The sequence below is a fragment of the Candidatus Enterococcus wittei genome (assembly GCF_002140175.1).
GTDB lineage: Bacteria > Bacillota > Bacilli > Lactobacillales > Enterococcaceae > Enterococcus_B > Enterococcus_B wittei.
Genome location: NZ_NGMO01000001.1, coordinates 478,600 through 493,151, shown reverse-complemented (window position 1 = coordinate 493,151; position 14,552 = coordinate 478,600). Strand labels below are relative to the sequence as shown.

Annotated in this window: 15 protein-coding genes; 13 read left to right on the top strand and 2 right to left on the bottom strand. The window is 34.6% G+C overall.

Features of this window, described 5'->3' with window-relative positions; all coding sequences use genetic code 11:
• Position 1: 1 nt before the first annotated feature.
• From A5844_RS01825 to lepB, 10 genes are all read left to right on the top strand, one after another.
• Positions 2–2,077, top strand: a complete 2,076-nt coding sequence (locus A5844_RS01825) for a cation:proton antiporter (RefSeq protein ID WP_086283396.1) — start codon at positions 2–4, stop codon at positions 2,075–2,077.
• Positions 2,078–2,360: 283 nt separating this feature from the next.
• On the top strand, positions 2,361–4,247 hold the full coding sequence (locus A5844_RS01820; protein ID WP_086283394.1) for an ABC-F family ATP-binding cassette domain-containing protein: 1,887 nt from the start codon (positions 2,361–2,363) through the stop codon (positions 4,245–4,247).
• A 10-nt stretch (positions 4,248–4,257) separates the two neighbouring features.
• The gene (locus tag A5844_RS01815) at positions 4,258–5,205 is read left to right on the top strand and encodes a thymidylate synthase (protein ID WP_086283392.1); all 948 of its coding nucleotides are present in this window, start codon (positions 4,258–4,260) and stop codon (positions 5,203–5,205) included.
• Between the two features lie 16 nt (positions 5,206–5,221).
• Positions 5,222–5,728, top strand: coding sequence for a dihydrofolate reductase (locus A5844_RS01810; protein ID WP_086283390.1), 507 nt, complete (start codon positions 5,222–5,224; stop codon positions 5,726–5,728).
• A gap of 724 nt (positions 5,729–6,452) precedes the next feature.
• Entirely contained in the window at positions 6,453–7,295 is an 843-nt protein-coding gene (locus tag A5844_RS01805) for a DegV family protein (RefSeq protein WP_086283388.1), read from the top strand.
• 236 nt (positions 7,296–7,531) lie between these two features.
• Positions 7,532–8,419 (top strand): SGNH/GDSL hydrolase family protein, encoded by an 888-nt coding sequence (locus A5844_RS01800; RefSeq protein WP_086284061.1) that lies wholly within the window; start codon positions 7,532–7,534, stop codon positions 8,417–8,419.
• Between the two features lie 2 nt (positions 8,420–8,421).
• Positions 8,422–9,090: a YpmS family protein gene (locus A5844_RS01795; protein WP_086283386.1), complete on the top strand. Its 669-nt coding sequence runs from the start codon at positions 8,422–8,424 to the stop codon at positions 9,088–9,090.
• 34 nt (positions 9,091–9,124) lie between these two features.
• The gene (gene msrA, locus A5844_RS01790) at positions 9,125–9,640 is read left to right on the top strand and encodes a peptide-methionine (S)-S-oxide reductase MsrA (RefSeq protein WP_086283384.1); all 516 of its coding nucleotides are present in this window, start codon (positions 9,125–9,127) and stop codon (positions 9,638–9,640) included.
• Positions 9,640–9,855, top strand: coding sequence for a YozE family protein (locus A5844_RS01785; protein WP_086283381.1), 216 nt, complete (start codon positions 9,640–9,642; stop codon positions 9,853–9,855). The genes msrA and A5844_RS01785 overlap by 1 nt, the downstream gene beginning before the upstream one ends.
• Before the next feature lie 226 nt (positions 9,856–10,081).
• The gene (gene lepB, locus A5844_RS01780; protein ID WP_086283379.1) at positions 10,082–10,633 is read left to right on the top strand and encodes a signal peptidase I; all 552 of its coding nucleotides are present in this window, start codon (positions 10,082–10,084) and stop codon (positions 10,631–10,633) included.
• Between the two features lie 221 nt (positions 10,634–10,854).
• Here the strand turns inward: lepB and A5844_RS01775 are convergent, their stop codons facing one another.
• Both A5844_RS01775 and A5844_RS01770 read right to left on the bottom strand, forming a co-directional pair.
• On the bottom strand, positions 10,855–11,253 hold the full coding sequence (locus tag A5844_RS01775; protein ID WP_086283377.1) for a VOC family protein: 399 nt from the start codon (positions 11,251–11,253) through the stop codon (positions 10,855–10,857).
• Between the two features lie 97 nt (positions 11,254–11,350).
• Positions 11,351–11,818 (bottom strand): hypothetical protein, encoded by a 468-nt coding sequence (locus A5844_RS01770; RefSeq protein WP_086283375.1) that lies wholly within the window; start codon positions 11,816–11,818, stop codon positions 11,351–11,353.
• 207 nt (positions 11,819–12,025) lie between these two features.
• On the opposite strand from A5844_RS01770, the gene A5844_RS01765 reads away from it, so the two are divergent.
• The 3 genes from A5844_RS01765 (at position 12,026) to A5844_RS01750 (ending at position 14,050) form a co-directional block, all read left to right on the top strand.
• Positions 12,026–12,652 carry a helix-turn-helix domain-containing protein gene (locus A5844_RS01765; RefSeq protein WP_086283373.1) on the top strand — a complete coding sequence of 209 codons (627 nt, stop codon included), beginning with the start codon at positions 12,026–12,028 and terminating at the stop codon, positions 12,650–12,652.
• A gap of 68 nt (positions 12,653–12,720) precedes the next feature.
• On the top strand, positions 12,721–13,071 hold the full coding sequence (locus tag A5844_RS01760) for a hypothetical protein (RefSeq protein ID WP_086283371.1): 351 nt from the start codon (positions 12,721–12,723) through the stop codon (positions 13,069–13,071).
• An 832-nt stretch (positions 13,072–13,903) separates the two neighbouring features.
• Entirely contained in the window at positions 13,904–14,050 is a 147-nt protein-coding gene (locus A5844_RS01750) for an LPXTG cell wall anchor domain-containing protein (RefSeq protein ID WP_179190514.1), read from the top strand.
• Positions 14,051–14,552: the final 502 nt, after the last annotated feature.

Sequence of the window (14,552 nt, the reverse complement as noted above, 5' to 3'; positions counted from 1 at the left end):
CATGGAATTTGCAGAGTTAGTTATTGTTTTTGCTGTAACAATTACACTATCCAATATAGCTAGCCGCATTTTGCCAATAATCCCAGCACCATTGATTCAAATCTTTCTTGGGATTGTTTTAGGATTAACGAAATGGGGACAATCCATTAATTTCGAACCTGAGTTGTTCTTGGTGATGATTATTGCCCCCCTTCTTTTTAGAGAAGGTGAGAAAGCAGATATTGCTTCGATACTAAAAAATTTTGATACGATCTTATTTTTAGCTTTTGGAGGTGTCATATTAACACTATTTGGTGTTGGTATGACCTTGTCATTTCTATTGCCAAGTGTCCCTTTAGCTGCTTGTTTTGCGTTTGGTGCTGCATTAGGCCCAACAGATGCCGTTGCTGTCGGATCGCTGTCTAATCGAGTGAATATCCCGAATAAAGCGATGCATATCTTGGAAGGAGAAGGATTACTCAATGATGCCTCTGGCGTAACAGCCTTTCAGTTTGCTTTAGCAGCATTGATCACAGGATCTTTTTCTGCTCTCAATGCTGGGATTAGTTTGATTTTTTCCAGCATTGGCGGGGCACTTGTCGGTTTTTTACTAGTATGGTTAAAAAGGAAAGTCATTAATCTAATTGAAAAAGCTTCAGCTCGTGATGTGACAGGATATTTATTGATTGAGTTATTGTTGCCGTTTTTAGCTTATGTATTGGCGGAAGTCATCGATGTTTCAGGGATTATCGCTGCGGTAGTTGCAGGGGTGTTACAAGCTTCAGGATTTAGAAAAATTTCAGTATTTGATGCTGAACTCTCCAGTTTGTCAAATAGTACATGGACAACGATTGCATTTACCTTAAATGCGCTAGTATTTATATTTTTAGGAATCGAATTGACCCAAGTTTTCTCTCCAGTTTGGGGAGATGGGATTTATCCTAATGGGTTATTATTGTTAACGATCGTCTTAATCTCCATCATTTTATTTGTGATTCGTTTCGTGTCGATTAGCCTGTTTTATGTGTTTAAAGAAGGACATAAAAAATTCAAAGCTCAGCTAAATGAAGTGTTGATTTTGACATTTGGTGGGGTAAAAGGAACGGTCAGTTTAGCAACGATTTTCATCTTGCCCTTTTCAATCAATAATATGATATTTTATCAACGGTCACTATTATTGTTCTTAACAGCAGGAGTAATCCTGGTAACCTTGATTGTAGGGATTTTAGTACTTCCAATGTTGACAGAAACTGAAGAAGTCTCAAAAACAGATTTAAATGCTTTGATGATTTTAGAGGAGGTCATTGAAACATTAAAATTAGAAAAACAAAATGTAGAAAAAGACTCAAAGGATTATTTAGCAATAGAAGCGGTCATCGAAACTTATCGGGAAAGACTCAGTGAGTTGTATTTATCTGACCTTACGGGTGATGAAAAGCAAGAAGTTCAAGAAATCCAAGCGCTTATGCTGTCTATTGAAAGAGATGGACTAGATGGAAGTTACCGTTCTGGAAAAATTTCCTCAAATGGTTATCGTTTTTATTCTCATTTTTTAACAAATTTTGAGCATTCGATCACAAGTCAAATCCTCTCCTTTATTGGATTTTGGTTTATCGTTGTAAGACGTGTGATGCGCATCATCCTTCATCCAAAAATGTTTTGGCAAAGACGCCAAATGGATCGAGAAACATTGCTTTCTGATAATGATATTGAAGGAATAAGAGCTACTTATCAAAAAAATACGCAATTGATCATTGAAAGTTTAGAAAATTTAACAGATGTGTATGATGAAACAATGATTGGTTTTTTTATCGAACAACGTAAAGCACAAGGAATCAAAATGATGTCTGGCAGTTTGATCTCAACTTGGATGATCCAGCAAGATCGGTTGTTCACAAAAAAAATGCTTAGAGGGTATTATTTGGAAAGAAAAGTAGTGGATGAATATGAAGTGGCTGAGAAGATCACGACTTTTTCAGCGAATGGCTATCGAAGAAATATTAATCTACTTGAATCTTACACGATGAATAAATCAACAGATAATTTCTCTTTCCGATTTGCATTTCGAACAAAATCAAAAAAGTATCCACTGAAATAAAAAAGGATGGAACAAGTGTTTAACTCCGAGAAATAAGCTGAGACTCACAAAAATCTGAAAAGCAATTTTCGTGAATCTCGGCTCATTTTCGAAAAAATTGCTTCTACTTCCGCTATTCATACGTATTCAGAGCGTGAAACAAAAGTAAATAATACTTTTGTTCCACGCTCCTTTAGTCTGTCTATGATCAAGCGCTGTATTATGTAGTGCGAAAGATTCTGAAAAAATTTAACTTTTCTGGTACTGATTTATGATACAATAACGAGGATAAGGAGGGCGACCATTGAAAGAATTAAAAATAACTGACCTCACAAAAACGTATGGCGAAAAAGTTTTATTTGATCATATTTCTTTTTTGATCCATGAACATGATCGAATCGGTTTGATCGGAACAAACGGAACTGGGAAAACAAGCCTATTGAATATTATAGCAGGCATAGACAGTGGTGATGGTGATCAACAAACAGTGTTTTATCCCAATGAATATCGTATCGGCTACCTTTCGCAAACGGATGAATTTTCAGACGAAGACACCGTACTTCAAGCAGTCTTCCAAGGAAAGAGTCCTTTAATTAGAGCCGTCCGTGCATATGAAGAAGCATTGATCGAACTAACTGAACATGGTGGAGATGAAACAAGTCAAAAGCGCTATGCTCAAGCAGAAGAACAAATGAATAAAGAAGATGCATGGTCTACAGACACGAATGCAAAAATCATTTTGCAAAAATTAGGGATCAATCAATTAGATAAAAAAATTGGCGAGCTTTCAGGGGGACAGAAAAAACGTGTGAGTTTAGCTCAAGTATTGATCGATGAACCAGATTTGCTTTTACTGGATGAACCGACCAACCATTTAGACTATGCTGCAATTGAATGGCTTGAATCCTATCTGAAACAATATCGAGGGGCGCTGTTGATGGTGACCCATGATCGCTATTTTTTAGATCGTGTAACCAACCGCATTTTTGAATTGTCTTTTGGAAAATTATTCGAATATAAAGGGAACTATGAAGCTTACCTTTTGGAAAAAGCAGAGCGAGACCGTGTAGAAGTCGAGCAAGAAGAGAAACGGAAACGTTTATACAAACAAGAGCTTTCTTGGATGAGAGCTGGTGTACAAGGTCGGGGTACAAAGCAACAAGCACGTATCAACCGATTTGAAGATTTAAAAGATAACTTGTATCAAGTGAATCAGGAATCAGAAATCGAGTTAAATATGGCCACGCAGCGTTTAGGGAAAAAAGTATTAGAAATCAAGGATGGCTGTTATTCGATAGATGGCAAGCGTTTGATTGATCATTTAGATCTATTGATCCAGTCAAGAGAGCGATTAGGTATTACTGGAGAAAACGGTGCAGGTAAATCAACATTGTTGAATATTTTGGCTGGAAAAGTCCCATTGGAACAGGGTTTATTTTCGATAGGAGAAACCGTTCGATTGGCTTATTATACCCAAGAAAATGAAGAAATGAATCCAGAAAAACGGATGATCGCATATTTACAAGAAGCTGCTGAAGAGGTACAAACAGCTGATGGAACTCAAATTGGTGTAGCGGAGTTACTCGAACGTTTTCTTTTTCCGAGATTCATGCATGGTACTTTGATTCGGAAACTATCAGGTGGAGAAAAGCGCCGATTATTTTTATTGAAGTTATTGATCCAACAGCCTAATGTTTTATTATTGGATGAGCCGACCAATGACTTGGATATTGCTACGTTAACGATTTTAGAAGATTATTTCCGAAGCTTTCCAGGAGCAGTCATCACTGTCTCTCATGATCGCTATTTTTTAGATAAGGTCGTTGATAAGCTATTGATTTTTCATGGGAATGGAAAACAAGAACTTTACTATGGTACGATGTCAAATTACTTAGTAAAACAAAAAGAAAATCAACAACTCCAAACGGAAAAAGTCAAACCAAAAATCGAGACGAAAAAAAATAATACAAAGAAAAAACTCTCTTATATGGAACAAAAAGAATGGGCGACGATTGAAGATGAGATTGCTGAACTAGAGAGTCGTATCGATGTTCTACAAGAGGAAATGAACCACCATGGAGATAATTTTACCCGATTACAAGAGTTGCAAAAAGAAGTTTCTGAAACAGAAGCAACTTTAGAAGCAAAAATGATGCGTTGGGAATACTTAAGTGAGTGGGCAGAAGATTAGGAGGGAAAAGATGGAGCAAGCATATCTTGAACTGGGGAGAAAATTACTAGCAGAAGGACATGAGAAGGGTGATCGTACTGGTACTGGTACATTAAGCTTATTTGGTTATCAAATGCGATTTGATCTTCAAAAAGGATTTCCACTATTAACAACGAAGCGTGTTCCTTTTGGATTGATCAAAAGTGAATTGCTGTGGTTTTTAAAAGGAGATACGAATATTCGTTATCTTTTACAAAATAATAATCACATTTGGGATGAGTGGGCATTTGACCGATATGTTAAAAGCGAAGATTACCATGGACCGGATATGACGGATTTTGGGCATCGTAGCTTGATTGATCCTGAATTCAACCTAATTTATCAAGAAGAAAGTAAACGGTTTTGTGAAAAAATCTTAAATGATGAAGGATTTGCATTGAAACATGGAGATCTTGGTCATATTTATGGCTATCAATGGCGTCACTGGGAAACAAAACAAGGTGGTTTTATTGACCAGATCAAAGAAGTCATTGAAGCCATCAAATCGACTCCTGATTCAAGAAGATTGATCGTCTCTGCATGGAATCCTGAAGATGTACCAAGCATGGCTTTGCCACCATGTCACACGATGTTCCAATTCTATGTTCACGAGAATAAATTAAGTTGTCAGCTTTACCAAAGAAGTGGGGATGTCTTTTTAGGAGTGCCTTTTAATATTGCTAGCTATGCATTATTGACCCATTTGATTGCTCATGAAACTGGCTTAGAAGTTGGTGAATTTATCCATACGTTAGGGGATGCTCATTTGTATTCAAACCATATTGAGCAAATGCAAGAACAATTGAGTCGTGAGATTCGTTCTTTCCCTAAATTAATTTTAAATAAAGAAAAAAAATCAGTGTTTGATTTTGAAATGGAAGATATTCTAGTAGAAGGGTATGACCCACATCCCACAATCAAAGCACCGATCGCTGTATAAGAAAGGATATGAGAAGATGTTCGCTGCAATCTGGGCACAAGATGAAAACGGCTTGATAGGGAAAGAGGATCAGCTTCCGTGGCATCTACCAAATGATTTGAAATTTTTTAAGCAGATGACAGAATCTAACATACTTGTAATGGGACGTAAAACCTTTATGGGCATGGGAGGAAGACCATTGCCAAATCGTCAAACGATTGTTTTGACACGAGACCCTAATTTTTCAGCAGAAGGCATACAAGTGATGCATCATGTAGATGAAGTTTTGGCTTATGAAAAAGAAGCAGAAGGTATTCTATTTATTGCAGGTGGTTCAACCATCTATGAAGAATTTTTACCCTACTGTACAGTTCTTTATCGAACAGTCATTCATCATAGCTTTGAAGGGGATACTTATTTTCCTCCTATTGATTGGAACGAATGGTCGTTAATCAATATTAGTCCTGGAGAAGTCGATGAAAAAAATAGGTATCCACATCAATTTGAGACGTATCAACGTAAAGAAGAACAAACTGAGGATTGATGAACTGGCATATAAAAGTACTCAAAGTATGGTAGTATAATAAAAATATTGTTTTCTCAAACTTTCATTGGAAGTTAAACAGGTGAAAAGTTTTGATTAAGCAACTAGCTCTGAAGAATAAGTCGAGGAATCTGAAAATAGCTTATCCTATTTTCGAGATACTTCGATTTATTTTTTAAGGAAATTACTCTAGAATGTGGGTTAAAATTGTTTCAGAAATAGTAGAATAAAGCGGAAAAAGCCAGAAAATACTATTCTATAATTTTTAGGATTTTTTTAGTATCAAGAACAACAAAGACAATTTCACATATACGTTTCTAAGAGAAACGTTTTTACCACGATCTTAGACTCTAATTCTCGCAAAATTTAGGTATGTTGGCTTGTATGACTTAGTTGATGGTAGCTAAGAAACTTGAGTATTTATTTGTGTTGAGAATTGTAAGAAAGAATTCTTCGTTTCTAACGTTTTTTAGTTTGTTTCTCTAGTTGATTTTGTCTTTCTTTTTCTTTTTTATTGGATATTTTCATCAGTAATCCTTTTAATACAATTGATACTAGGCCAAAATTGTACTAGATCTAGCTGAAGGAGAGTCCATTTTTCCTGACTGTTTGATATAAATACTTTGTAATTGTATTTAATGATAAAACGACTAATATTTGGTATACTAAAATGGAACCTGCCTAAAATAAGAGAGGCATCTTGTGAAAGAAAGAGTGTGAAATAATGACAAATGTAAAAATTGTAACAGATTCTTCTTGTACGATGGAAAAAACGGTACGAGACCAATTGGGTATTCGTGTCATGCCGTTATCAATCATGATTGATGGAGTTGTTTATAGCGACAATGACCAATTAGATGGTGAAAGATTCATGGACATGATGGCGAAATCAAAGACTTTGCCAAAAACTAGTCAACCGCCAATAGGTGAATTTATTTCAACTTATGATGAATTAGGTGAAGACGGAAGTGAAGTCATTTCAATCCATATGACTAAAGGATTGAGTGGAACGGTTGAAGCAGCAAGACAAGCGAGTAACTTAACCAAAACAAAAGTGACGGTCATTGACAGTGATACCACTGATCAAGGGTTATCTTTCCAAGTAATCCGTGCGGCAGAACTTGCGAAAGAAGGGAAAACTGTTGAAGAAATTCTTGAAGAGATCCAAAAAGTGCAAGATAATACTAAACTATATATTGGAATCTCCACATTGGATAATTTAGTCAAAGGTGGGCGTATTAGCCGTGCAACAGGGTTATTGTCCAGTATGCTCAATATCCGGGTTGTGATGAATTTCACGAATTCGGAATTGATTCCTGTAACAAAAGGTCGAGGCAAAAAAACTTTTGATAAATGGTTTGACAGTTTGAAAAAAGAATTAAAAGAATTACCAAACGTACGCCAAATAGGCATATCTCATGCAGCTGCCCATGAATTAGCGCAAGAATTCAAAGATGGGTTACAAGAAATATTTCCAGATATGACGATCCCCGTCTTACACACGAATCCTGTTATTGCGACACATACTGGGGAAAATGCATTTGCAATCATGTATTACGTTGATTGATTTACATGTTGGAAGAAGTGAGTTCATGTGTCTTAAGGTGAATATGGATAAATGAGATGAATTTATTTGTTATTCCCTTAAGGCTAAAGAACTTTTTTGAAGATGGATTTTTTATATCCAGTGAAATAAAAAGATAAATAGTACAATTTTTAGTCTCTTTCTTTTTTTAGAAAAGGCTATTTTTTTGAACAAAATTTTGTTAAGATAAGAAACAATCAATGACACGAGGTGAAACAATGAAATTAGCAAAGCGACAGTGGTATCTCGTTTTGTTCCCATTAGTAATAGCGATTTTGGTTTATGGAGGGCTAACTTTCATGATCCCTAAAGCAGAACCATTATTAAAACCAACGGTATCTACCCAAAAAGAGACAAATCAAAAAGAAAAGTTACATTATGTGGCGATTGGTGACTCCTTGACAGAAGGGGTTGGAGACCAGACAAAACAAGGTGGTTTTGTGCCGTTAGTCGCCAATGATCTGAAAGACAGATATGATTTGACAGCTGTTGAAATCGAAAACTATGGTGTAAATGGTGAACGAAGCGATCAAATTTTAAAACGAGTGAAAAAAAATGAAGAAATCAAAAAAAATATTGCATCTGCTGATGTTATAACATTGACAGTGGGTGGAAATGATTTGATGAAAGTGATTCAAAATAATTTGTTTGGAATCAGTATTCGTTCATTTGATAAACCAATCAAAAATTATCAAAAAAATGTAACTTCACTTATCGAAGAAATTCGTTCTCTGAATCAGCATGTACCTATCTATATTTTAGGTATTTATAATCCTTTTTATTTGAACTTTCCAGAAATTACCGATATGCAAACCATCGTTGATAATTGGAATGAAGGAACACAAACAGTTGTCGACAGAGAAGATAACTGCTACTTTATCCCAATCAACGATTTATTATATCAAGGACTGAACCAAGAAGTAGGGATAACCGCTGGTACAGATCAAACGAATACTAGTAGTTCTTCTAGTGGAACAAAAAATAATGTTTTATATGAAGAAGACCATTTTCACCCGAATAATCTCGGGTATCAACTGATGGCCAATGCAGTTCGTGATCAACTGATCGAAACCCAAGAAAAATGGTTAATTAAGGAGGAGAATTAAAGATGGAGCAGCGTAGCTCAAAGGATAATACACGAAAAAAAATAAATTTTTGGAAGTATGCTTTTTTGATCCTTCTAGGTCTTATGGTAGGTGTTTCCGTGTTTTTAGGTAGTCGGATATTCGCCAACCGAGAACCAAATCTTCCAGAGGTGCCGCCGATTACTGAAAGACAAGGGGAACCGGTTTTGACCATCAATACGAATAAAGAAAAAGTCAATCAAATGATCAGTTTCTTTTTAACTGATTTACAAAAAGACCAAGACATCAAATATAAGTTCTACTTAGAAAATGAAGCGATGTTAAATGGGACATTTGAAGTTTTAGGATTTCCTATTGATTTTTATTTATATTTTGATCCTTATGTGATGGAAAATGGAAATGTCCAATTAAAAGCAAAAAGCTTATCGATTGGCACATTGAGTTTGCCTATCAAAGATGTGATGAATATGATTAAACGAAATTACAAATTACCAGATTGGATCGAGATCAATACAGATGACTTGACGATCATGTTACGTTTGGATCAATTCCGCATGCAAAATGGCATGTACATCAAAGCGAATAAAATTGATTTAGTCAATGATGATATTCGTTTTAGTATCTACTTACCACAAGATTCCTCTACCACTGATTCAACGAACAAAACTACGAAGGATTCGGGAACCACTTAAACGGTATTAATGAACATTGCAAGGAGGAATATTTATGGAACGTGCAATTTTTGCTGGAGGCTGTTTTTGGTGTATGATTCAGCCTTTTGATACATTACCAGGGATCCACACGATCATGTCTGGCTATACAGGAGGCCATGTGGCTCATCCAACCTATGAACAAGTTAAAACAAAGACAACAGGACATACAGAAGCAGTGGAGATCATCTATGATCCTAGTCTAATCTCATATGAAGAGTTACTAGAACTTTATTGGCAACAAACGGATCCTACAGATGCATTTGGACAATTTGAAGATCGAGGGGATAACTACCGCCCTGTAATCTTCTATACAACAGAAAATCAACGTGTGTTAGCGGAAAAGAGTAAACGACGCTTAGCAGAGAGTGGTCGATTTACTCAACCAATCGTAACAACGATCGAGCCAGCCAAAACGTTTTATCTCGCAGAAGAGGAACATCAAGAATATTACAAAAAAAATCCTGAGAATTTCGATCGGAATCATGCACGAAGAGCGGTTTTTATTGCTGATAATTGGGAGGCGAAGTGATGTACCGTAGTTTTTATCACTATTTGATGACACTTCGTGGAGGATCCGATTCTGTTTCATCCTTTGCCACAGAAGCAGGGAAAGATATTCAGTTCCCTAAACATAGTACTAGCTATGAAGAAATTTCAGATTATTTAGAAATGAATGTCGATTACCTGCCTTCTATGGATATTTTTGACAATGCTTGGGAGCAGTATTTAGAGAATAATCAATGAAGTGGATAAACCAGCAATCACATTTATAGATTTGATAAGATAGATAGTTTGTTGGACGATTAGCAAGCATTTCGCCAGAGTTCGTAAATAATACGTAGATGTCTAATTTTATTTATGGAAGAAAAAATGGTGTTCATTCTTTGTTCTTCTCTATTCGCTTTTTTTCTTATTTTTCTCTATAATGGAAATAAAGATGATGATTTTATGAGGGATGGATTGATGGGCCTTGATGAAAAAACAACGTTATATTGACCGTTTCTGGTTGATGATTAAATTTTTAATTTGTTCAATTGTTATTGCATTCATTTTAAGAGGATTTTTACTTATTCCCGTGCCAGTTGAAGGTAATTCCATGGAGAATGTGTTGAGTCAAGGTGACATGGTAGTGATGGAGAAGTTTTCTACAATCAAGCGTTTTGATGTAGTCGTTTTTCAATTAACAGATGGAACTATTTACATCAAGCGAGTGATTGGGTTACCGGGAGAGGCAGTCAGTTATGAAAATGATCAATTAACAGTTGATGGAAAACAGGTCATGGAGCCCTATTTAAAAAGGAATATTCGTTCAGATCATAAAAGTGCGCCATATACGACAGATTTTACATTAGAGGAATTAACTGGTGATTCAAAATTGCCAGCAGATAGTTATTTTGTCCTAGGTGATAATCGGCGTATCTCAAAAGATAGCCGTTCATTTGGTACCATTCCAAGGGATGCTATCTTAGGAAAAGCAAGATTTGTTTACTATCCATTTGACCAAATCAAATGGATAAGTTAACGACTATAGCTGATAGCTTATTGAGAAGAAAATCAGTGATTTTCCATGATTGAACATCGATCCTATTTGTCACTAGCTTTTTAATTGTTTTGCAGACTACTTGACGATTTAGTCATTTCTGAAAATTAAATAGCGACTCAGGCATTCCAATATCATAAAACCGAAGAAGAATATGAGCTTTTAACAGCTGATACTTTTCCTCGGTTTTATTTTCTTTTAAATTACATTTTCATCCAAACAGGCTCTAGTGTGTTTCCATCAAGATCTTGTACTTCGAGAGAAAACATCTCTTCTTCAGGGATACCTAGATCTACTTCATGATAGCTGCCACCGTTTTCTTTTGCAGTTTCAGCAAATCGTTTCACTTCTTCGGCACTAGCTAGACTCATGGAAATCAAGGCTCCACTTGTTTTATGGGTATCCGCGATTTCTTTATCCTTTAAAAATTTTTTATAGAATTCATGAGACAATAGCATGATCCAAAAAGTATCGTCCCACACCATAGAACTCGCCGATTCATTTGAAAATTCTTCATTTTTTTTAAAACCTAATGCACTATAAAATTCAACAGATTTACTTATATCAGCAACAGGAAAATTAACAAAAACCATAGTGTTCATTTGTTACATCTCCTTTCAATTTCCTTTATCATGCCTCAATAAGTAAACGCTGTCAAAGTATTTGTTTGCCAAGATTTTTAATGAATCAGCTTATTCTTTACTGAACATATCCTGTGAACTTGAAGTCTGAAGTGCCATGAAATTCATAGTAAAATCTTGAACCAGTATCTGTCATTGTTAGAGAACTTGCAATCATTCCATCAGTAGGAATACGATGTGATTTTAAGATGGTATGAGTAACTGAATGTCTCATGTTAACCTCTAAAGTCCCTGATTCTTGATTTTGAAAGAAATAATTGTACGTTTTTTTTCCTAAAAAATTATAATTAGAATAAAGATAAGCACCGCTACCGTAATTACCAGACATCGAACATTTTCCTAATGTAGCGACATTCCAATTATCAGTTGGACGATTGACGCCTTTGGAACTAGCAGGGGTCACATTTTGCAAATAATTATCAGTAGGAAAAGAATCAATCGATTGTTCATTGGCGTAGACACTAGAAAACGGAAGCAATGAGAAGAAAAATAATAGAGAAAGACAACTTAAAAATAATTTTTTCATGAGAACACCTTCTTGTTATTTTTTAGTAAACGTTTACTTGTAAAGTTTACTTTATTTATACCCCTTTTTCCAACGTTAAATTGCTTATTTTCGTGGATGTCACAAATTGTGACGAGAATTTCGTTAGTTCTATTTTTTTGTTTGTGAAACTGACTACCAAGTTATTCTATTAAATGGTTTAATGAAATAAAAGAAGGAGGTGAAAAAATGGATTTTGGTAAAATATTAAAGGAAAGAAGAACGGCATTAGGAATTACACAAGAAGCATTAGCAAAAGAATTAAATGTGAGTCGCTCAGCAATCTCTAATTGGGAGATCGGAAGAAACTACCCTGATATCCATACTCTGATCGAATTAGCAAATATTTTACATGTATCATTAGATGACTTGCTTTCAGAAACAAAAGTCATCGAAGAGGCAGTACAGTCAGATAAATCTAAAAAAAGGCGATTGAAAAATACGATTTTTATTTTGGCTTTTCTGCTAGTGATCATGCTTTACACATTGTTTTTTGTATTTACATCGAAGCAGCTGGATATAGCTTTTGTTAAAACAGAAAATATAAATGATAATAATATCGTACTATTCAACAAAGAGGAGTTCAAAGAAATTTCTTTGCGAAACAAAAAAGTGATGGTGATTTTTGATTTAGAAGACGTAGATAATTATGCCGGTTATTATTTAGATGGCGGAAAAAAATCAGATGAGATCACGCTTCAATTGTATAAGTTTAAGGCGAATCAAAACCATGAACAAAGAATAGGCCTTTATGGAGCGATCGAAGTAGATGAGATGTGTATAAGAGACAGAAATATATGTGAGAAAAAGGTATAAATAAGAAAGTAAGTGAAATACTGTCACACAAATAAAATACTCTATACTATAAAAAAGAAGGAGGACTTATGCTACAGAAATCAAAAGAAAAATTATTAAAAAGCTTTACTACAACAATTACTCTTACTAGTTTGATTGTTCCTTTACGTTCATCCATTGCCATGGTGCAAGAACAAAAAACTTTATCAGAAGATGAACTAATCACTCTAGCTATTGATTCCTATGTGTTAAAACAATCAACAAACTTGAAACATATAAGTGTAATAAATGAAAACAATAATCTAAAAGCTCAATTTGCTGAATCAGCTTTACAAGGAATAAATTTTGATGAAAGTAAAAGGATTAGTGGACAAAAAGAAGTAGCAAATAAAGAAATTGTCTGTTATTATGCAAAACAAGAAGCTTTACAGATATGTTGATTTCTCAGAGATTTAAATGTTGGTATGCCAGCTATTTTATGGGACTTTTGTTCGTTTCGATTGGATCCTATTGGAATGATAGAGAATTCATAAGCCTAGTCACGATTTTATTCATCTTTTCATTGATGCAATTACCAGTCTTCATAGGTGTTGTGGTTCCAATGAAAAATTTGAGTCATATCAAGAAGTTTTTAATTTATCTAATATTTTATATCCTTTTATTTGGTTTATTTCTTTTGCTTATAGGAGCAAATTTTATGGATATACAAGGAGTAATTTTGTTCGTTTTATTTAGTATAGGAATAATAGTGGCTAGCATTTCTACTGCAGTGAGTTCCAAAGTGATTTGAAAAAAAGAATCTATTAGGCCAGTAATAGGTTCTTTTATTTAGACAAATTCAGTGGATTTTTCAATACTTGTTTCTAACTTTTCGTCAAAAATAGAAGTGAAACAAGAAGTATTCTTTGGAGCTATTAGTAGAGTGTAACGAGATATTTTTTATATCCTTATAAAAAATCGGCAATGAATGCCTACCTACAATAATGATTAATCTAATTTGCTTCTTCGTATCCTCACTCAATTCTTGCAAGGGAGATTTTTTTGAAACTGTTGAAGGCTTTCTTTCTGACGTGGCTGATAAACTAAATAAAACTTTATAAAAGCGAAGAAATAAAAAAACAGTTTCTCTTAAAGAAACTTAAGTTAGGAATAGATATCTTTAAGAAAAAAGTTTTACATCCCTAAAAATAGCAATATCAAGGTTTGATCCCTTTAGTATTTTAGATGAAAAAGAACAAAGTAACGAAGATGAAAGATTGGATAGATCCAATAGTGAAAAAATTACCACAAACAGGAACCAAACAAAATAGCTTGCTGATTTTGCTTGGTGTGGAATTAATCACTTTAGTTGCTTTGGTATCGAGAAAGAAATTCAAAAAACAAAGTGAAGAACTTTTAAATAAGCCAATTGCCCGCTAGAAGACAGCGAACCATCTGTTCTCTAGCAGGCTTTTTGTTTTTTTGTTCAAACAATATTCGCAAAGTATAGTCACACAATAATCTCTAATGGGTCCACAACTACAAAAACTGTCTCTTATACACATCTAGATGTGTATAAGAGACAGATACAGGCCTATTCTCTTACATTTTAAAAAGATTACTTACATATATTTGGTGGGTGGCTACAGTATCTCAATATAAGTTTCCATAGCCTTAAACTCTAGGAATCTTATTCTTCAAATCGTCAGTAGAAACGTAAAAATTGTCCGTGATGACGATTCAGGTTGAGAAGCTAGTGAGAAGATTAAGTTCTTATATAAATAAAACGCAGGAATTTATTGATTCTATTTATATGGAAAGGATTAATCTTTCAACGAAAACGGAAAATATGATTACCGAAAGTCCTATTTGGAGGGAAATATATGTGAGAAAAAGGTATAAATAAGAAAGTAAGTGAAATACTGTCACACAAATAAAATAC